Source organism: Sphingomonas sp. (assembly GCF_042091075.1).
Classification (GTDB): Bacteria; Pseudomonadota; Alphaproteobacteria; order Sphingomonadales; family Sphingomonadaceae; genus Sphingomonas.
In genome coordinates this window covers 1-19,066 of the sequence record NZ_JBELIE010000056.1, presented here as the reverse complement: position 1 = coordinate 19,066, position 19,066 = coordinate 1, and the positions used below count along the sequence as shown (strand labels likewise).

Here is a 19,066-nt window from a genome sequence, read left to right as displayed (position 1 = left end):
GTGCGGCGTAAGTATTCTACGCCGCACGCCTCCATCGGGCACTTTTTTTACCTTTCAGCCTGAGGGGGCCTCACAAGCTTGCGTCATCCCTATCGAAGCCGCCCGGAACGAGGCGGCCCATCAAAGGGACAGACACGACATGCACCAGCGACCCGCTCGCCGTTCGATCCTTGCTGCCAGCACCTGTGTGTTCGCGTTGATCGCCGCACAGGCCGAGGCGCAGACCGCGGTTCCGGAGACGCCGCCGGCGTCGGTGGAGGAGGCCGAGCGATCCGCCGCGCCGCTGCCCAGCGAGGATATCGTTATCACCGGCTCGCGCATCGCGCGGCCCGACTATGTCGCCAATTCGCCGATCGTCTCGCTGTCCCAGGACACGCTGGAGAATACCGGCCGGGTCACCGTGGAAAGCGCGCTGACGCAATTGCCGCAGTTCAGCGGCGCGTTTGGCGCGGCGAACGGCGGCAGCACCTCGACCGGGCTCAACGGCGGGCAGGCCTATGCCTCGCTGCGCGGGTTGGGGTCGAAGCGCACGCTGCTGCTGCTCGACGGCCGGCGCATCCAGCCATCGAACCCGGACGGCTCGGTCGACCTCAACATCCTGCCCGAGGCGTTGATCGAGAATATCGAGGTGATCACCGGCGGTGCCTCCACCACCTACGGATCGGATGCGACGGCGGGCGTGGTCAATTTCCGGCTGAAGCGCAACTTCAAGGGGCTGGAGCTGAACGGCCAGACCGGCGTCAGCGATCATGGCGACGGCAACACCTATCGCCTGACGGGCACGATCGGATCGAAGTTCGCCGACGATCGCGGCTCGGCGGTGCTGTCGGTGGATTACACCAAGCGTGAGCGCGCGTTGCAGCTCGGACGCGATTACTACACTTTCCGCCAGTCGACGCCGGGTCTGTCGACGATCCCACAGGGCACCGTGCTGTTCGGCAGCAATACCCCGACGCTGGCGGCGGTGAACGGCGTGTTTCAGGGAAGCTACGGCACCCCCGCGCTGCCAGGCACCACTGCTGGTCGCTATACCGGACAGATCGGCTTCAACACCGACCAGACGTTGTTTTCCACTGTCGGCGTGCCGGTCTACAACTTCCGCGATCCGCAGACCGACGAGGCGTATATCGTCAATTCGGGTACCAATTCGCAGCAGATCAACTTCGGCTATAACGGTACGTCGTTGCAGGCGGACCTCGATCGCTGGTCGATCTTCGGCAAGGTCGATTATGACGTGACCGACAGCATCAAGGCGTTCGTGCAGGCGACCTACACCACATATTCCACGCTGGGCATCACCAACCCGACGCTGGCGTCGAACGTCTATGGCCTGACGGTTCCGACCACGAATCCGTATATACCGGCGGCGTTTCGCACGATCCTGCAATCGCGCACGTCCCCGAATGCGCCGTTCACCTTCTACAAGGCGCTCAATATTCTGGGGCCGCGCTACCAGCGCTATGACTATGACGTCTATCAGATCACCGCCGGCCTGTCGGGCAAGCTGGGGATCAAGGACTGGACATGGGATCTGTACGCATCGACCAGTCGTACCAAATACGCCAATGAACAGCGCGGCGGCGCCTCGGCCAGCGCGATCGCGCAGCTGCTCAATTCGCCGACCGGGGGCACCGAATATTGCGCGGGCGGATTCAATCCGTTCGGCAATCTGACGCCGTCGCAGGCGTGCATCGATTATATCTCGCGTCGCACGCTCAACACCAACGAGTTGAAACAGCGCACCGTTGAGGGAACGATCCAGGGTGGCCTGTTCGCGCTGCCCGCAGGCGACGTCCGTTTCGCATTGGGCGGCGACTATCGCTACAACGGCTATGCCTTCACCCCCGACAGCCAATTGTCGCTGCCCAACGGCACCAGCGACATCCTGGGCTATTCGGTGCTGCGCGCCGCCAGCGGATCGGTCAATGTCGGCGAGGCATTCGCCGAACTGCTGGTGCCGGTGCTGAACGATCTGCCGCTGATCCAGCAACTCGATCTCGACCTCGGCTATCGTTACTCGAAATACGACACGATCGGCGGCGTCCACACCTACAAGGCGGATGCGACATGGCGGGTGTTCGATGCGCTGCGGCTGCGGGGCGGCTATAATCGCGCGATCCGCGCCCCCAGCGTCGGCGAGCTGTTCGCGCCGGTTTCGACCGGCTCGGTCGCGATCGGCACCGCCAGTGCGACAACCACCAACGGCGATCCGTGCGACGTCCGCTCGTCCTACCGTCGCGGCAGTAGTGCGGCGGCGGTGCGCAGCCTGTGCCTGGCACAAGGTATTCCGACGTCGATCATCGACACCTATCAGCTCGGCACCGCGCAGGTGTTCGCGCTGACCGGCGGCAATCCGCAACTGAAAGAGGAAACCGCCGATACCTTCTCGGCGGGCGGCGTGCTGCAATCGCCGTTTGGCGGCATGCTGAAAAACCTGTCGCTGTCGGTCGATTTCTATTCGATCAAGATCAAGGACGCGATCGGGCCGCTGTCGATCGCCCAAGCGTTCCAGTTCTGCTTCAACTCGGGCGGCAACAACCCGACATACGCTACAAACAATTATTATTGCTCGCTGATTACCCGCAATACCGACAACGGCGTGCCCGTGAATCCCTTGCAGCCGTTGCTCAACCTTGGCACCTATCAGGTGCGCGGCGTCGACATCCAGTTCGACTGGCGCTTCCCGATCGGGGCGAATGCGGGCAGCTTCGCGCTCAATTCGGCGGTCAGCTATCTCGATTCGTTCAAGATCCAGTCGCTGCCCGGTGCGCCTACCTATGACTATGCCGGATCAATCGGGATCGGCGTTGAAACCACCGCCGGCACCGCCCATCCGCGCTGGAAGGCGATCACATCCGGCACCTATACGCTGGGGCAGGCAAGCATCGGGTTGCGGTGGCGGTTCATCGACAAGATGATCAACTCCGCCAAGGTAGTCACCCCGACCAGCACGACGCGCGGGGTGGACGCCTATCATGTCTTCGATCTCAACGCGCGCTTCGAAGTGGATGAGAAGACCGAGTTCCGTATGGGCGCGACCAACCTGTTCAATCGCGCTCCGCCGCAGGTGGGCGATACCGAGGCGAATTACGATCCGCAGAATTACGATGTGATCGGCCGCTATTTCTTCATCGGTGCGACGAAGCGGTTCTAGACTATCAAACGATAACATCGCCGATCCTGGAGAATGACGTACATGAAGATCATCGCACTTGCCGCCGCGCTGCTCGGCACGACGACGCTGAGCGTCGCGGCCGAGCCGCTCACCCCCGCCGACAGCGAGCAGATCCTGTCGAACGTGACCGCCGGCGAAAAGCCGCTGGCGGACACCGCGTTGCAGATCTGGAAATATGCCGAGGTCGGCTATCAGGAGACGCAAAGCTCCGCGCTGCTGCAGCAGCGGCTGAAGGCGGCGGGCTTCACCGTGAAGGCGGGGGTGGCGGGCGAGCCGACTGCCTTCGTCGCCAGCTTCAGGAATGGCGCCGGACCAGTGATCGGTGTGCTCGCCGAATTTGACGCGCTGCCCGGCCTGTCGCAGGCCGCCGCGCCCGTGCGCCAGCCGCTGGGTGCGCCGGCGGGGCATGGCTGCGGTCATAACCTGTTCGGCGCCGCGAGCAGCTATGCCGCGATCGCGGTCAAGCAGTGGATGGTGAAGAACGATGTGAAGGGTGAAATCCGTGTCTACGGCACCCCGGCCGAGGAAGGCGGCTCCGGCAAGGTGTATATGGTGCGCGACGGGCTGTTCAACGACGTCGATACCGTGCTGCACTGGCATCCCGGCAATGCCAATTCGGCGGCGCAGGGGCCGAGCATGGCCAATATTTCGGGCAAGTTCCGTTTCCACGGCAAATCGGCGCACGCCGCAGGCAATCCCGACAAGGGCCGTTCCGCGCTAGACGGTGTCGAAGCGATGGATGCGATGATCAACATGATGCGCGAGCATATCCCCGACCGCACACGCATCCATTATGTCATCACCAACGGCGGCAAGGCCCCCAACGTCGTACCCGACGAAGCCGAAGTCTATTATTACGTGCGCCACGTCGATCCGAAGATCGTCCAGTCGGTGTGGGAATGGGTGAAGCAGGCGGCGAACGGTGCCGCGATGGGCACGCAGACCAAGGTGGATGTCGAAGTGACCGGCGGTGTCTATTCACTGCTGCCCAATGCGGCATTGATGAAGGTGATGGACCAGTCGCTCCACACCGCCGGCGCGATCAGCTGGACGCCGGAGGAAATCGCGTTCGGCCAGAAGATCCAGGCGACGTTCGCTCCCGGTGCCCCTGCGCTGTCAACCGTTGGCGAGATCGCGCCCGCAACGCTGTATGACGACGCGATGGGCGGCTCGACCGACGTGGCGGATGTCAGCTGGGTGGTGCCGACCGTCGGCCTGTCGACCGCGACGTTCGTGCCCGGCTCGGCGGGGCATAGCTGGCAGAATGTCGCCGCGGCGGGCAGCCGCATCGGTGTGAAGGGCGCGGTACTGGCGGCCAAGACGCTGGCGTTGACCGCCGCCGACCTGTTCCGTTCGCCCGAGACGATCGCGGCGGCGAAGCAGGAATTCACCGCCAAGCGGGGCGCCGACTTCCAATATAAGGCGTTGCTGGGCGACCGGAAGCCGCCGCTGGATTACCGCAAGACCGGCGCGGAGTGAGCCGTCGGTGATCGCCCCGACCCCTCCCGCGCGCGGCGAGCCGCGGGGGAGGGGCGGGGCATCACCGCTCGGCCGCGCGTCGCGTTGTCGGTGGCGACGCGCCGTATCGGAAGATGCTCGAGCGACGCTTGCCGAATGCGCCGACCGAGGCGGTCATCGTCCGGTCAGGACGATCGTTTGTGCATCCTGTCGTACCACGCGCGCGACGCGATAGGCTTCGAGCGCGGCGATCAGCGCGTCGACGCCCCCTGTGGTGCGCAGCGATCCGCTGAAGGGATGCGCGCCCAGCGCATCATCACGGATGATGAGGCGGCGGTGATCGTAGCGTTGCAACGCGGCTACCACATCGGCCAGCGGGGTGGCATCGAACGTCAGCCGCCCGCTCTGCCACGCGCCCGCCGTGGCGGCGGCGTTTGGCATCACCGTCAGCGCCTTGCCGGTCAGCGACAGCAGTTCGCCCGGCGCCAGCACCCGCCGGCCCGCGGGGGTTTCCACGCGCACCTTGCCCTCTGTCAAGGCGACCTGCATCGCAGCACCATCGCCGTGGTCGACCGAGAAATGCGTGCCCAGCGCGGTCACCGTGCTGCCGCCGCTGGTCACGACGAAGGGATGCGCGGCATCCTTCGCGACGGCAAAGGCCGCCCGGCCCGCGAGCAGATCGACGCGCCGCTCGACCCCGGCCGGATGCACCGCGACCCGCGATCGCGCATCGAGCGTCAGGATCGTGCCGTCGGGCAGGGTCAGCCGCCGGGTTTCGCCCGCAGCGGTGGCATAATCGGTTGTGGCGGGCGCGGTGGTGGGGACGATCGGCTGGCGGGGGGACGAGTGCAGTGCGATCGTTCCGCCGAGCCCCGCCGTCGCAAGGACGGCGGCGGCCGCCGCAACGACAGGCCAACGCCGCCACGCCTGGCGGGCGGGGGGCGTCAACGCTTGCGCGCGGAGTCTGGCGATCGTCGGATCGTCGCGGATGCCGTCCAGCGCGCTGTCGATCTCGACGGTATGATGCCAGGCCTCTGCGTGGGCGGCATCTTCGCGGATCCAGTCGGTCAATCGAGTCCGATCGGCGTCCGTAACGCCGTCCGCGCGCGTGCGCGCGTACCAGGCCGCGGCGGACGCGGCCGGATCAGGCCGGGGCGTGGACGTCATGCGTCGATGGTCGCCGCCAAAATGCGGATGGCTTTCATGATATGCTTTTCCACCGCGCTCACCGATATTCCCATGTGTCGAGCGATGGCAGCGTAGCTCATCTCCTCGAAGCGGTGAAGAACGAAGGCCTGCCGGGTCCGTTCCGGCAATTCGTCCACCGCCGCGACGAGCCGCGACCAGCGTTCCTTGCCCAATAAGACGCGCTCCGGCGATCGTCCCTCAACCGGATGATGCTTATCCTCCAGCTCGTCATGGCGGTGCCGGTGGCGAACGGTGTCGCGGCGGGCGCGATCGGCCAGCACGCTATGCGCGACCTGAAAGACATAGCCGTGGAGATTGGCGATCTCGCCATCGTCGCGGCGGACATGCATGCGGATCGCGACATCCTGCATCAGATCGTCGACATCGTCGATCGGTGCCCGCTTCATCAGGAAACGCCGGACCGCCGGCATCAGCGGCGTCAGCGAATCACTGCCGTCCGTCGAGGCGCCCGATCGGGCCCGCGCCATCAATCCCAATTTCGTTCCCCCTCGGGAAGGTTGCCACCCCCGCTTCCCGGCGTCCTCTCCAAATGCTTGTGATGCACAGACGAACATGTTGTAACCAGTTCGTCAAGAACGGATCCATTCCGGCTGACAACGATATCGCAACATCACGGAAACGACGCCGGGGAACCGTCGACGGGCTAGGGGCAAGCGCCGGAACAGGGCAGGTGGCAGTGCGTCGGGGGACGAACAACGCGCCGGGATCGGGTCGGCCGCCAGCGGCGGTCTTTTTGCTGGCGGCGGCGCTCGGGGGCGCATTGCTGGCCGGGCCGGCGGCTGCCGAGTCGACGCGCAAGCTGCTGCCGCGCGACGTGCCCGCCGGGCCGCTGGATGTCGTGCTGCGACGGCTTGCCATGGACAGCGATGAACAGATTCTGGTCGACCCGGCCCTGGTGGCCGGATGGCGTGGCCAACCGCTGGTGCGCGGGATGCCGCTGGAAGCTGCGCTGGTTCGCTTGCTCCGCGGCGCGGGCCTGACCTTTCGGCGCGTCGGGCCGGGCGTGCTGGTGATCGTGCGCCGGACGGCAACGCCGGACGAGACGGGAAGCGATCCCGATATCCTCGTCACCGCGCTGCGCCGACCCAGCCTGCTGAGCGATACCGGCCCGGCGCTGACGGTCGTGCCGGGCGCTGCTATCGAGCGTCAGCGCGCACCGGGGCGCGCCTCGCTGACGCGACTGTTGCCGGCGCTGATCGCGACGAGCACCGCCCCGCTGCAGCAGCGCCTGTCAGTACGCGGGGTGATCGGCACCGGCGAAAGCACCGTCGGCGTCTACATCGGCGAGACGCCGGTCAGCGCGCCGTCGGGAACGGGGTTCGATCCCGCCGCGATGTCACCCGATATCGATCTGATCGACGTCGAACGGATCGAGTTGCTGCGCGGACCGCAGGGAACGCTGTACGGCGCCTCGTCGATGGGCGGCACGCTGCGGATGATCCTGCGGGAAGCCGATGCCACCGCGATCAGCGGTAGCGTGACGATAGAGGGATCGGCCACCCTGGGGGGGCAACCCGGCGCGGCGCTGGCGGTGGTGGCCAATGTTCCGATCGTTCGCGACCGGCTGGCATTGCGCGGGGTGATCGGCCGCCGCACTATCGGCGGCTCGATCGACAATCCCCGCCTCGGCTATCACGACGGCGACAGCGCGCGGCGCAACAGCGAGCGCCTGTCGCTCGGCTGGACGCCCGACGACGCCCTGCGGATCGACGCTACCTATCTGGCGCAACGCAACCGGGTCGACGATGGCGGTGCCTGGCGGCTGGACGCCGGACGGCAGCAGACCGATGCCCCGGTGCGCGTGCCCAACAGTGAGCGGCTGCGCCTCGCGAACGTAACCGCGCGCGGGGCGTGGCAGCGCACCCGCATGACCGCGACGCTATCGCACTATGACTGGCAGGTCATCCGGCAGATCGATTTCACCAATGTGCTGGAACGGCAGCGCGATAGCGACGCTGCCTGCCTGCGCTACGCGGTGGCATGGCGTGCGGGCGGTTGCGACGATGCCACGCGGGCGGCGTATCACGCCTATCTGGACAGCCGGCTGCCCGCGATCCTGTATCAGCCGATGGCGGTACGCAGCACCAGCGGCGAATGGCGGCTGAGCGACGACGGCAATGGCGCCTGGCGCTGGACGTTCGGCGCCTTTGCCGAGCATCGCGTCGACCGGGTCGATTCGATTGCCGCGCGTGCCGATCCCGCGTCCGGCCTGCTGATCGAGCCGCTCGACGTCACCGGGCTGCGCCGGCTCGACATGCGGCTCGATCAGCAGGCGGTCTATGCCGAGGTCGGACATGCCGTGGCGCGCGGCCTCGACGCGACCGTCGGCTTGCGTGTCTATCGATATGTCCGCGCCGCGGGCGGATCAGTGCCGGTCCCCAATATCGTGACGGGGACCGGCTCGGCGGCGGAGGCGCGCTACCGCACCACCGCGCGAGGCCGGAACCTGAAATTCGCCCTCGATTGGCGGCCGGGCAGCAAGGTGGTGGTGCGGGCGATCGCGTCGGAGGGTTTCCGTCCCGGCGGCGTGAATATCACCCCGGAGCTGACGGCGGACGAGCGCATCTATCGCGCCGACCATCTCTGGAATTACGAACTCGGTTTGAAATGGGCGATCGCTGGACGGGCGGTGACGGCGGAGGCGAGCGCTTTCCATATCGACTGGGATGGCACGACGTTCCTCGCCAGCAGCTCCAATGGTGCATTCTCGTACAATACCAACCTGCCCGGCGTCGATATCGACGGCATCGAGGCGCGGCTGGGGACGACCATCGGGGCGTGGCGCGCCAGCGTGGAGACAATATGGCTGGATGCGCGGCTGGCGGCGGATACGCCGGTCGGGCCGAGTGACGGCATGGGTATGCGTGGCGACGCGCTGCCGCATGTTCCGGTGGTGTCCTACGCGATCAGCGCCGACTGGCGGCACGATGTGGCGGGCGGCGTGGTGACGCTGGGGCTGAGCGCATCGGGGAGCAGCGGCTTCGACAGCGCGTTCGGTCGCGATAACCCCTATCGCGAACATACGCCGGCGCGTTTCGTCACCGACCTTTATGCGACATGGAGCCGGGGGCGCTGGACGACGCGGGTGGGCGTCGACAATGTCTTCAACGCCGTGGCGGCGACGCGCGTCTTTTCCAGCGCCTTCGGCATGCGCCAGATCTATGCGGCGACACCATTGACCGGCACGCTGTCGATCACGCGACGCTTCGATTGATCCATCAGGCGGGGGGGCGCCTCACATCTCGAACGGTGGCCGGCCAATCCGATAGGCGAGCGCCGGGACGTGAAAGGGAAAGCCGGCGGCGGCGATCCGGCCGAGGATCAGCGTCATCGTGCCGTGGCGCCGGTCGCCACGAGCGACCAGGTCCAGACTGGCGATCCACTCGACCGAGATGAGCAATCCGCTCCGTACCCGGATCAGCGGCTTGCCCGGACCGACCATCGCCATCGCGCGTCGACGGACGGTGGTTTCGGCCATGCCGAAGTAGCGGGCGATGCTGGCGACGCGCAGCGCGTGGACGGGGTGGAACGGCCGCGTGCCCGGCGGGGGCGGCCCCTTCGGCTGCGGATAGGCCTCCAAGCGCCGCATATTGGTGGCCAGGACGGCGGAAAAGACCGCGAAGTCGTTCAGATCGGGCAATGCGCCGCGATGGCGCCCGACCATCGCCAGCGTCAGTTCTATTGCCGCGCGGACGCCGTCGATCCGTTCGAAAGTGCGCCCGGCGGGCAGGGGCGGCACGCGCAGGATCCCCGCCGCCGTGGCATCCGCCAGGAACCGCACGAGGCCGTCATGCAGCAGGTCCATCGCGCGTTGCGTTCCCTTGGTGCGCCATACTGCCGGTGCGACGCGCACGCCATCGGCGGTCCGCTCACACCAGCCCCGGGCGATCAGGGCGTTGACATGGCGTCGTACGGTTTCGAACGGTCGACCCAGCGCCAGAGCGGCCGAATTGATCGACACCGCCCCCTCCCGCCCGGCGCCGGCAATGCCCGTTGTGAAGAACAAGGAAAAGATTTCAGCGCGATCGAGATCCCCATCGAACAGACGAGCGCCGATCATGCAGACATGGGTCGATAACTCAGCGAGTAATCGCGTGAAGACCGGGATGCTGTCCCTGATCGTGCCTGGATCGCCCTCTACGTACAGATCACCGCTCGCCGACGACGATCTTGACCCATACCTTGGCAACGAAGTCTCCCAACGCCTCGCAAGCGCGCGAGGTCGGGAGTTCTACGACGCGGCCAACGGGCGCGACAGCAAAGCGATACTCGAAATGGGTTTATCGGCGCAGGTCGGGCGTTATTTGCCTGACAATCCGCGGACGCCAGCCATGACATGCCAGTGCGGCGCGGGGCCGCCTGCGGAACACGCCTTGAACAAGGATGCGCCGTGCGCGCGGCCCGTTAGGGGCCGCGCGAGGAGAGGGTCAGTAGGATCCCTTGGCGCGCAACACGCTGGGCACCGTCACCGCCAGGATGCGGATATCCATCGCGGCATTGCGGCGGCGCGAATAAGCGACGTCCATCGCCACGCGACGGCGATAGGTGGTGTCGTTGCGGCCGCTGACCTGCCACAGCCCGGTGATGCCCGGGCGGACGCTGCAATAATGCGCGATGTAGCGGCCGTAACGGCGCGCTTCCGCCTCGACGATCGGGCGTGGCCCGACGAGGCTCATCTCGCCCTTCAGGACGTTGAAGAGCTGCGGCAGTTCGTCGAGGCTGCTCTTGCGCAGGAAGCTGCCGATGCCGACGATACGCGGATCGTTGCGCAGCTTGTGGTCGCGATCCCATTCCGCGCGCGCCGCCGGGTCGGTGCGCAGCAGCTCCTGCAGCCGCGCCTCCGCGTCGGTGGCCATGGTACGGAACTTGAGGCAGCGGAACATGCGTCCGCCCCGCCCGATACGACGCTGGGCAAAGAAAATCGGCCCCGGATCAGCGGCATAGACCGACAGCGCGATGGCGATCATCAACGGTGCAAAAAACAACAAGGCAACGGCGGCGATGACGATATCCAGCCCGCGCGTGATGCGCAGGTCAAATCCCGACACCGGGGAAGCGGCACTGCCGCTGGCCGAACCATGCAACGTTCCTTCGAACGCGAACGGCGTTACGCTGGCCATGACACCCCTTTCATTGTGCGCTGCACCATTACCTCATTCCATTAAGAAAATTAAGGGAAAAAGTAGGTGCAACGCCTGATTTGGTGGCCAGAAATGGGTCAACTCACCGCGCCCTCCGGCCATCGGTAAACGCGGCGTTAAACTAAGCCGCGCAGACCAGAAAGTTCCGTGAAGGGCTAATAGTTTTCCTTACAAAGCGCGCGATACGGGGGTGGAGGAGGGGGTCGCGCCGACGCGAACGCCGCGCGCCGACGAAGCGGTACGGATCGACCGGAAGGCCAGGGCGGTCCGGATCGGCCAGAACGCCAGCGCGGGCGCAAGCGAGATCGACAGCGTGGTCAGCACCGCAGCCACCGACACGCCACACAGGAAGCGAACGACTCGCTCGCCGGGAAGCGCAGAACCGCTGCGCAGAAAGGCGATCGCCAGCAGCGCGGCCGCCGCGAGGCGCAGGCCGGTCATCGCCCCCCAGCCCGTTACCCCCGAGTCGCGGCGAAGCCGATGGGTGGTCGCGGCGAGCAGCAGCATCGCGACGGTGGACAGCAGAATGACCTCAAGCACGGGCGACCTCCAGGGACGAACGGCGGACGGGTGTCACGCGGGGACGTCCCGCGCGGCGACTGGCAAAGGCGAGCAGCGCGGCAAGCAGCAGCATCGCGACATCGAAGGAGACGAACAGCGGGTCGCCGGCGAGCAGCCGTGCGGGCGTCCATATCGCGTCCGCGACCGGGATGGCGGCGAAGGTCAGCGCGCCGAGCGCCAACCCCTCCCGCCAGGCGCGGGGCGTGGGGCGTAGCCATTGCACGATCGCGACACCGCCCCACACCCAGAACATGGTCGCGACTTCCAGATCGGCACGTCCCGGCCATGCCGCGGGGATCAGTCGGTTCGACAGCAGAAAGGCCGCCATTGCGATCGGCAGCCCGGCGATCGTGGCGATGTTGAGCCGCTCGACCAGCCGCAGCCCGAAGAACGGCGCCACATTGGGGCGGCGCCGCGCGCTGGTCCAGAGGATCAGGCCGGTGGCGACCATCGCCGCGCCGGTACCGCCCAGCAGGAACAGGATCCAGCGCATCGCGGGCGCGGCGAAGACGGCGGTATGCAGACCCAGCATCACCCCCATGGTCGCGGCGGCGGGGCCGGGCGGCGCGGCGATCGACAGGACACGCCCCGAGGGGCCGTCATATGTGATCGTCGGCGCGCGCGCATCCAGCGAGCGGCTGAGGTGGCGGGTCACCGCGATCGTCGCCGCGCCGTCGCCGGGATGTTGCACCACCAGCCGCGTTGGCGGGCCGCCCAGCCGCCGCTCGGCATCGCGCATCAGCGGCGCGATCGCGGTCAGCGGCGCGCGCGTCTCGCTGGCGGGACGTTCCGGCAACAGGCCGAAGGCTTCGTAGCTGAAGTCGATTGGCTTCGCGTAATTGGTGACGATCGGCCAGGGCATGTACATCACCACCAGCGTCATCAGCCCGGTATAGGTGATCACCGCGTGATAGGGCAGCGCCAGCACCGCGCTGACGTTGTGCGCGTCGAGCCAGCTGCGCTGCCCCTTTTTCCATCGCAATGTGAAGAAATCGGCGAAGATGCGCTTGTGGGTGATCACGCCGGACACGATCGCGGTCAGCATGAACATCGCGCACAGGCTCGCCAGCCAACGGCCCCAGGGATAGGGAAGCTGAAGCTGGAAATGGAAGCGATAGAAATGTTCGCCGCCACGGGTCTCGCGCGCGGTGATCGGTTCGCCCGAGGCGGGGTCGAGGACGAGTTCCGGCGCCCGCTTCCGGGGCGCGGTGCCATTGGGCGCGGGGATCGCGAAGGCGCGCGTGACCGCGGTGCGCTCATCGGGCAGGAAGATATACCATTGTTGATCGTCCGGCCCGATGCGCTGGAGATAGCGGATGGCGGCGGCGGCAGCGGCGGCGGGAGTGCTGTGGTTGGCGGGCTGCTCCGGCTGCATCCAGCGCGTGATCTCCGGCCGGAAATAGCTGGCGGTGCCGGTCAGGAACATCGCGAACAATAGCCAGCCTGCGATCAGCCCGAGCCAGCCGTGGATCCACGCCATCGACTGTCGCAGCGAGCCCTTCACGCGCGGACCCCCAGCGCCCAGGCGAGCGCGATCGTCACGATCGCGATGCCCCAGACCGTCGCCATCACCCGCGCCAGCCGCGCTTCCGCGAAGCACCACAGCGCCAGGACCGCATAGCATAGCGCCGACAGCGTCATGCCCCATAACGTCGCCTCGACCCGCGCGACCGGCAGCAGCCGCGCGATAAGCGTGGCGATGCCCGTCGCCGCGGCATAGCCACCCAGCAACGCAGTGACGCAGCGGAGCGACATCGCCACGGCCGCCGGCCGGATATGACGCGGCGCCATCGCCGCTGGCTGTCGTCGCATCAGCATTCGCCATCAATCCCCTTGCCCACACCAGTCGCTATGCATTAGCAGCATCTGCGAGTCACTATCAATATCAGACCAAATGGTCGAACAGGGGGAAATAATGCGCCTATCTCGCGCCACGGCGCTTTGCGCCGCGACGATGCTCGCCGGAATCGTGCCGGTCACCGCCCGGGCGATGACCGGTGCGGATGAGGCTCCCGCCGCGGAGGGAGCAGATGCGCAGGTACGCGATAATGACGACGTGATCGTCAACGGCGCCCGTGAGCGCCGCACCGGCGAGGCGGGATCGAAGACGGCGACGCCGCTGATCGCATTGCCGCAGGCGGTGACCGTCATCGATGGCAGCGAGTTGTCGCGGCGCAACGTGCAATCGATCAATCAGGCGCTCGGTTACGTCGCCGGTGTGTCTCCGAACCAGCGCGGCGCTGTCGCGACCCGTTACGACCAATTGTACATTCGCGGGTTCCAGCCCGGCATCTATATGGATGGGATGCGATTGTTGGGGGGCGTCTATGCCAGTCCGCAGATCGACTTCCACCTGGTGGAGCGGGTGGACATCATCAAGGGGCCGGCATCGGTATTGTACGGCAATGCCACGCCGGGGGGACTGGTCAATCTGACCAGCAAGATGCCCTATCGCGAGGCGGGCGGCCGGATCGAGCTGGCGGCCGGCAATTTCAGCCTGTTGCGGTCCTCGATCGACGTCAACCAGCCTCTCGATCGTGACGGCAAACTGCTGTTCCGCGTCATCGCCGGCGCGGAACAGTCCGACGGTTTCCTGCAACAGACCCGCAACCGGCGCTACTACGCGAGCCCGATGCTGACCTTCGCTCCCGACGATGCGACCAGCATGACCGTGATCCTCAGTTACCAGCGCGATCCGGAGGCGGCGTCCTACAGCGGCGTGCCCGTCCTCGGTTCGGCGCTGCCCAGCCCGCTGGGGCCGCTGCCGGTCGATCTGAACGTGTCGGAGCCGGCGTATGAAGCCTTCGACCGCACGCTGAAAACCGGCACCCTGTTGTTCCGGCACCAGTTCAACGATTCGCTGACCTGGACGGCGAACGCGCGTTACCTCGATATCGACCTGCACTATCGACAGATCTATCTGTCGTTCAACGCCAGCACCAATCTTGACGCTCAGGGCAATACCGATCTGTCGCGGATCACGCGCGGCGGCGGCGGCTCTGACGAGCAGTTCCGAACGATCACGATCGACAACCGCCTCGCGGCGACCTTCGACACCGGCCCGCTGCGCCATACGATGCTGTTCGGCGTCGATTGGCAGAACAATCGCGGCACCGGGGACCAGGCGTTCGCCACCGGCACCAACAGCGCCAACCCGGCGATCAGCATACCGGTGCTCGACCTGTATCGTCCGGTATATGGTCAGAACCTGCCGACTAGCAATCTGCTGCTTTTTCCGGCGGTCACGCGCACCTTCCGCAAGGTCGATCAGGTCGGCATCTATGCGCAGGATCAGATCGCGATCGGCGGGCTGAACCTGATCGCCAGCGGGCGGCAGGACTGGTACACCTCACTATCCCAGGCACAGAATCAGACGCAGATCCGGGCCAATGTCGCCGGTGGCGTGACCCGGCTGGCGCAGACCGCATTCACCGGGCGACTCGGGGCGCTATACGAAACGAAGCTCGGTCTTTCCCCGTTCGTCAGCTATTCGACCAGCTTCGAGCCGCAGACCGGCACCACCTTTGATGGTACGCCGTTCGTGCCGATCACCGGGCGGCAATATGAGGCGGGGATCAAATATCAGCCGCGTGGCACCAGCGCATTGTTCACGCTATCCGCGTTCGACCTGCGGCGCCGCAACGCCACCGTGCCCGATCCCCTCCATGCGAACTTTTCAATCCAGGCGGGCGAGGTGAAGGTCCGGGGCGTGGAGCTGGACGGTCGCGGCGATATCGCGCCGGGCTTGTCCGTTACCGTCGCCGGCACCTACACCGACGCGCTGACGGTGCGGGGCAATGTGCCGACGGGCACGGGCGATCAACTGGCCGGCGTGACGGGCACCCGTCCCCTCGGGATACCGAAATGGAGCGCATCAAGCCTCGTTTCCTACGACCTGAAGCAGGTCGCGGCGGGCGCGCTGGGCGGAATCACGGTCGGCGGCGGCGTGCGCTATGTCGGCGAATCAGACGGCACCATGCAGGTGACCCGCAGTGGCAAACTGGTGACGACCCGCTTCGCCTCGCCCGGCTTCGTGCTGGCCGATGCGCTACTGGGCTATGAATTCGGTGCGGTGGATCAGCGCCTCGACGGGTTGAGCCTGACCGTCAACGCGCAGAACCTGTTCGACAAGCGGCATATCGCGAGCTGCTTCTTCAACAACAGTTGCTATTTCGGCGCGTCGCGAACGGTGGTCGGGTCGCTGCGCTATCGTTGGTAGCGCAGGTTTCGGGCAGGCGCCGCGGCGTGTCGCCCCGCCGCGCGCCGGGATGATGGGTGGTCGGGGGTCATGCCCCCGCCACCGCATGGGCCTGCGTCCCCCGCGTGATGACATGGTCGGTCGGCAGAATGGTCGCCGGTTGCACCTCCGGCAAGGCGGTAAGGCGTTCGTATAGCGGCGCGAAGTCGGTATTGAGCGTACGGTCGAGCAAATCGTCGAAACTGTCGATGACGAAATAGCTCTGCTGGAAATCGTCGATCCGATACCGGGTACGCATCACCCGTTCGAGATCGAAGCCAAGGCGATTGGGTGAGGGGTCCTCCAAGGCGAAGCGGGATTCGGTGAAGGACGAGACGATTCCGGCGCCGTACAGACGCAATCCCTCATCACTGCGCACCAGCCCGAATTCGACGGTGTACCAATAAAGCCGCGACAGGCGCTCGATCGCGCCCATGCTCGCGGCGCGTTGCCCGCCCCGGCCATAGGCCTGCATATAATCCGCGAAGACCGGGTTCGCGAGCAACGGGACGTGGCCGAAGACGTCGTGAAAGACATCCGGTTCCTGCAGGTAATCAAGCTGATCGGGGCGGCGGATGAAATTGCCCGCCACGAACCGCCGATTGGCGAGATGGTCGAAGAACACGTCGTCGGGCACCAGCCCCGGGACCGCGACGACCTGCCATCCGGTGGCCTTCATCAGTCGATCGGACAGTTCCTCGAAATCGGGAATGCCGGGCTTCGACAGGCGCAATATGTCCAGCCCATCCATAAACTCGGGGGTGACGCGGCCGGGCAGCATCGCCGCCTGCCGGGCGAACAACCTGTCCCAGGTGGCGTGATCGTCGGCGCTGTACGACGACCAGTTCTGCGGAATCGTCCAGTCCGCGGCGGTGCCGGCGGGGCGGGTAAGGGATGCATCGGCCATGCGCGATCATCGCATCATCGCAGGGATGGTTGCAACTGTTACGACACGCGCCGCCGCGCTGGCGGTCGTTGCGCCATCCGCCCCGCCAGCGCCATCCCGCCCCACCATCCTGCTCACGCGGGAATGGCGGGCGGGGCGGGGGGCTTCAGAACGCGGCGATCCCGGTGATCGCGCGGCCGAGGATCAGCGCGTGCACGTCATGAGCACCTTCATAGGTATTGACCGTTTCGAGGTTCATCAGGTGACGCATCACCTGATACTCGCCCGAAATGCCGTTGCCGCCGTGCATGTCGCGCGCGACACGGGCGATATCGAGCGCCTTGCCGACATTGTTGCGCTTGATCAGCGAGATCATCTCGGGTGCGAAGCGATGCTCGTCCATCAACCGGCCGACCCGCAAACTGGCCTGCAGGCCGAGCGTGATCTCGGTTTCCATATCCGCCAGTTTCTTCTGGAAGAGCTGGGTCGCGGCGAGCGGCCGGCCGAATTGCTTGCGATCGAGGCCATATTGCCGCGCGGCGTGGAAACAGAATTCCGCCGCGCCCATCGCGCCCCAGCTGATCCCGTAACGCGCGCGGTTGAGGCAGCCGAACGGGCCTTTCAGCCCCTCGACATCCGGCAGCAGCGCATCCTCGCCCACCTCGACCTCGTCCATCATCACCATGCCGGTGATCGAGGCACGCAGCGACAGCTTGCCCTCGATCTTGGGCGCGGACAGCCCCTTCATGCCCTTTTCGAGGATAAAGCCGCGAATCGCGCCGCCATGCGCGTCGGATTTCGCCCAGATCACGAAGACATCGGCGATCGGCGCGTTCGAAATCCAAGTTTTCGCGCCCGAGATGAGATAGCCGCCATCGGTCTTGCGCGCGCGGGTCGTCATCCCGCCGGGGTCCGATCCGGCATCGGGCTCGGTCAGCCCGAAGCAACCGATGAACTCGCCGCTGGCCAGTTTGGGCAGATAGGTGCGGCGCTGTTCCTCCGATCCGAAGGCGTGGATCGGGTACATCACCAGGCTCGACTGAACGCTCATCATCGAACGATAGCCCGAGTCGATCCGCTCGACCTCCCGCGCGACCAGGCCATAGGCGACATAGCTCGCGCCGACGCCGCCATATTCCTCGGGAATGGTCGGCCCGAGCAGGCCCAGCGCACCCATCTCGCGAAAGATCGTGGGATCGGTATGCTCGTTGGCAAAGGCTTCGATCACGCGCGGGGCGAGCCGGTCCTGCGCATAGCTGCGCGCCGTATCGCGCACCATCCGCTCGTCATCGGAAAGCTGCTCGTCGAGCAGGAAAGGGTCGGACCAGTCGAAACGATTCATGGATTGGGTATGCCTTTTGCTTGTTCCGACCCGTTACCGCATCGACGCGCGACCGGCCACCCCCGACCGACGGGGCGGTATGCCTCGGTCAGCGTGCGCCGGCCTGCAACGTCAGCAGCGCGGCGACGATCGCATCGTCTTCCGCCGGGGCGATCGGCGCATGATAGGCCTCGCGCATCTTGACCACGGTGGCCTTCCACTTCTCGACGGTCAGCGGCGGCTGTCGCGTCAGGAAATCGGGCGAGTGGCAGGCGGTGCATCGCTGGGTCAGCAGATTGCCCGCCGGGCTATCGGGCAGCGATGCGGTTTCCGCCGGCAGTTCGATCGACGTGACGGCGCTGCTGTTGGCGGCCGGGGCGGCGGGTTCGGACGAGCACGCCGCCAGCGCCAGCGCCACCACCGCTACCATGCTGCTGCGCAGGCGGAAGCCCGGGATGGCGGGCGATGACGCGGGTTGCGCGGCGGCGTCGAGTGATCCCCTGTTGCGGTTCATGCCGCGCGCACCGCGATCGTGGCGGGAGGATTGCGCATATAGCCGCCGGGATTCCACACCGGCGTCATCGCCTGCGTCTGTCCGGCGGTGTTCACGCTGCGCGCCCACAGGCGATAGCCGCCCGGACGCAGCCCCGCGATCGTCGCTTCCCACAGGCGGAAGCCGTAGCGGCCCTGATCGGGCCCCAGCCGCGCGGGATGCCAGGTCCGGCCAGCGTCCATTGACAGATCGACGCGCGCGACGCCCTTGTCGCCGCCCATCGCCACGCCGCGCACGTAGAAGGGATCGTCAGCCACCACCTTCGCCTCGCCGGCATGGCTGGTGATCAGCGCGCGGGGCACCATCGCGTTGATCGGCACGGTGGGAAAATCCTTCGCGCCGGGCGGCACATCCGCCCCCGGCGTGGTGGGGATGCGATAGGCCTTCGCCATCCAATATCCCGCATCGGGCGCGGTCAGCACCTCGATCCGGTCGAGCGCCTTGATCCAATAGGTCGAATACCAGCCCGGCACGATCAGTCGCAGCGGAAAGCCGTTGAGGAGCGGCAGCGCCTCGCCGTTCATC

General features: G+C 66.3%; 15 protein-coding genes. 4 read left to right on the top strand and 11 right to left on the bottom strand.

What is annotated here, in order from left to right:
- Positions 1-139: 139 nt before the first annotated feature.
- On the top strand, positions 140-3,154 hold the full coding sequence (locus ACFDSW_RS07700; RefSeq protein WP_375249701.1) for a TonB-dependent receptor domain-containing protein: 3,015 nt from the start codon (positions 140-142) through the stop codon (positions 3,152-3,154).
- A gap of 42 nt (positions 3,155-3,196) precedes the next feature.
- A complete protein-coding gene (locus tag ACFDSW_RS07695; RefSeq protein ID WP_375249700.1) occupies positions 3,197-4,654 on the top strand; it encodes an amidohydrolase in 1,458 nt (485 codons plus the stop codon).
- A gap of 153 nt (positions 4,655-4,807) precedes the next feature.
- Here ACFDSW_RS07695 and ACFDSW_RS07690 read toward each other — a convergent pair whose 3' ends face one another.
- Together ACFDSW_RS07690 and ACFDSW_RS07685 are read right to left on the bottom strand one after the other, a co-directional pair.
- Positions 4,808-5,800 carry a FecR domain-containing protein gene (locus ACFDSW_RS07690; RefSeq protein ID WP_375249699.1) on the bottom strand — a complete coding sequence of 331 codons (993 nt, stop codon included), beginning with the start codon at positions 5,798-5,800 and terminating at the stop codon, positions 4,808-4,810.
- A complete protein-coding gene (locus tag ACFDSW_RS07685) occupies positions 5,797-6,309 on the bottom strand; it encodes an RNA polymerase sigma factor (protein WP_375249698.1) in 513 nt (170 codons plus the stop codon). The genes ACFDSW_RS07690 and ACFDSW_RS07685 overlap by 4 nt, the downstream gene beginning before the upstream one ends.
- A gap of 203 nt (positions 6,310-6,512) precedes the next feature.
- On the opposite strand from ACFDSW_RS07685, the gene ACFDSW_RS07680 reads away from it, so the two are divergent.
- Positions 6,513-9,056: a TonB-dependent receptor plug domain-containing protein gene (locus tag ACFDSW_RS07680; protein ID WP_375249697.1), complete on the top strand. Its 2,544-nt coding sequence runs from the start codon at positions 6,513-6,515 to the stop codon at positions 9,054-9,056.
- A 21-nt stretch (positions 9,057-9,077) separates the two neighbouring features.
- Here ACFDSW_RS07680 and ACFDSW_RS07675 read toward each other — a convergent pair whose 3' ends face one another.
- From ACFDSW_RS07675 to ACFDSW_RS07655, 5 genes are all read right to left on the bottom strand, one after another.
- Entirely contained in the window at positions 9,078-9,902 is an 825-nt protein-coding gene (locus ACFDSW_RS07675; RefSeq protein ID WP_375249696.1) for a hypothetical protein, read from the bottom strand.
- 367 nt (positions 9,903-10,269) lie between these two features.
- Positions 10,270-10,962 (bottom strand): sugar transferase, encoded by a 693-nt coding sequence (locus ACFDSW_RS07670; protein ID WP_375249695.1) that lies wholly within the window; start codon positions 10,960-10,962, stop codon positions 10,270-10,272.
- Between the two features lie 189 nt (positions 10,963-11,151).
- Positions 11,152-11,523, bottom strand: a complete 372-nt coding sequence (locus ACFDSW_RS07665; RefSeq protein WP_375249694.1) for a hypothetical protein — start codon at positions 11,521-11,523, stop codon at positions 11,152-11,154.
- On the bottom strand, positions 11,516-13,048 hold the full coding sequence (locus ACFDSW_RS07660) for a PepSY domain-containing protein (protein WP_375249693.1): 1,533 nt from the start codon (positions 13,046-13,048) through the stop codon (positions 11,516-11,518). Before ACFDSW_RS07660 ends, ACFDSW_RS07665 begins: the two co-directional genes overlap by 8 nt.
- Positions 13,045-13,356 (bottom strand): hypothetical protein, encoded by a 312-nt coding sequence (locus tag ACFDSW_RS07655; protein WP_375249692.1) that lies wholly within the window; start codon positions 13,354-13,356, stop codon positions 13,045-13,047. Before ACFDSW_RS07655 ends, ACFDSW_RS07660 begins: the two co-directional genes overlap by 4 nt.
- A gap of 103 nt (positions 13,357-13,459) precedes the next feature.
- Here ACFDSW_RS07655 and ACFDSW_RS07650 point away from each other — a divergent pair, with 103 nt between their 5' ends.
- Positions 13,460-15,763: a TonB-dependent siderophore receptor gene (locus ACFDSW_RS07650; RefSeq protein ID WP_375249691.1), complete on the top strand. Its 2,304-nt coding sequence runs from the start codon at positions 13,460-13,462 to the stop codon at positions 15,761-15,763.
- A gap of 67 nt (positions 15,764-15,830) precedes the next feature.
- On the opposite strand, the gene phhA is transcribed toward ACFDSW_RS07650, so the two are convergent.
- The 4 genes from phhA to ACFDSW_RS07630 all read right to left on the bottom strand — a co-directional run.
- Positions 15,831-16,688 (bottom strand): phenylalanine 4-monooxygenase, encoded by an 858-nt coding sequence (phhA, locus tag ACFDSW_RS07645; RefSeq protein WP_375249690.1) that lies wholly within the window; start codon positions 16,686-16,688, stop codon positions 15,831-15,833.
- 145 nt (positions 16,689-16,833) lie between these two features.
- A complete protein-coding gene (locus tag ACFDSW_RS07640; protein WP_375249689.1) occupies positions 16,834-18,009 on the bottom strand; it encodes an acyl-CoA dehydrogenase in 1,176 nt (391 codons plus the stop codon).
- A gap of 88 nt (positions 18,010-18,097) precedes the next feature.
- Entirely contained in the window at positions 18,098-18,502 is a 405-nt protein-coding gene (locus ACFDSW_RS07635; protein WP_375249688.1) for a cytochrome C nitrite reductase, read from the bottom strand.
- A partial coding sequence (locus ACFDSW_RS07630; protein ID WP_375249687.1) for a molybdopterin-dependent oxidoreductase occupies positions 18,499-19,066 on the bottom strand: 568 nt, incomplete at its 5' end. The genes ACFDSW_RS07635 and ACFDSW_RS07630, both read right to left, overlap by 4 nt.

Excerpts from the sequence above, each read along its gene's own strand:
- ACFDSW_RS07700 (WP_375249701.1), top strand. The coding sequence starts at position 140 with ATGCACCAGCGACCCGCTCGCCGTTCGATCCTTGCTGCCAGCACCTGT.
- ACFDSW_RS07695 (WP_375249700.1), top strand. The coding sequence starts at position 3,197 with ATGAAGATCATCGCACTTGCCGCCGCGCTGCTCGGCACGACGACGCTG.
- ACFDSW_RS07690 (WP_375249699.1), bottom strand. The coding sequence starts at position 5,800 with ATGACGTCCACGCCCCGGCCTGATCCGGCCGCGTCCGCCGCGGCCTGG.
- ACFDSW_RS07685 (WP_375249698.1), bottom strand. The coding sequence starts at position 6,309 with ATGGCGCGGGCCCGATCGGGCGCCTCGACGGACGGCAGTGATTCGCTG.
- ACFDSW_RS07675 (WP_375249696.1), bottom strand. The coding sequence starts at position 9,902 with ATGATCGGCGCTCGTCTGTTCGATGGGGATCTCGATCGCGCTGAAATC.
- ACFDSW_RS07670 (WP_375249695.1), bottom strand. The coding sequence starts at position 10,962 with ATGGCCAGCGTAACGCCGTTCGCGTTCGAAGGAACGTTGCATGGTTCG.
- ACFDSW_RS07655 (WP_375249692.1), bottom strand. The coding sequence starts at position 13,356 with ATGCGACGACAGCCAGCGGCGATGGCGCCGCGTCATATCCGGCCGGCG.
- ACFDSW_RS07650 (WP_375249691.1), top strand. The coding sequence starts at position 13,460 with ATGCGCCTATCTCGCGCCACGGCGCTTTGCGCCGCGACGATGCTCGCC.
- phhA (WP_375249690.1), bottom strand. The coding sequence starts at position 16,688 with ATGGCCGATGCATCCCTTACCCGCCCCGCCGGCACCGCCGCGGACTGG.
- ACFDSW_RS07640 (WP_375249689.1), bottom strand. The coding sequence starts at position 18,009 with ATGAATCGTTTCGACTGGTCCGACCCTTTCCTGCTCGACGAGCAGCTT.
- ACFDSW_RS07635 (WP_375249688.1), bottom strand. The coding sequence starts at position 18,502 with ATGAACCGCAACAGGGGATCACTCGACGCCGCCGCGCAACCCGCGTCA.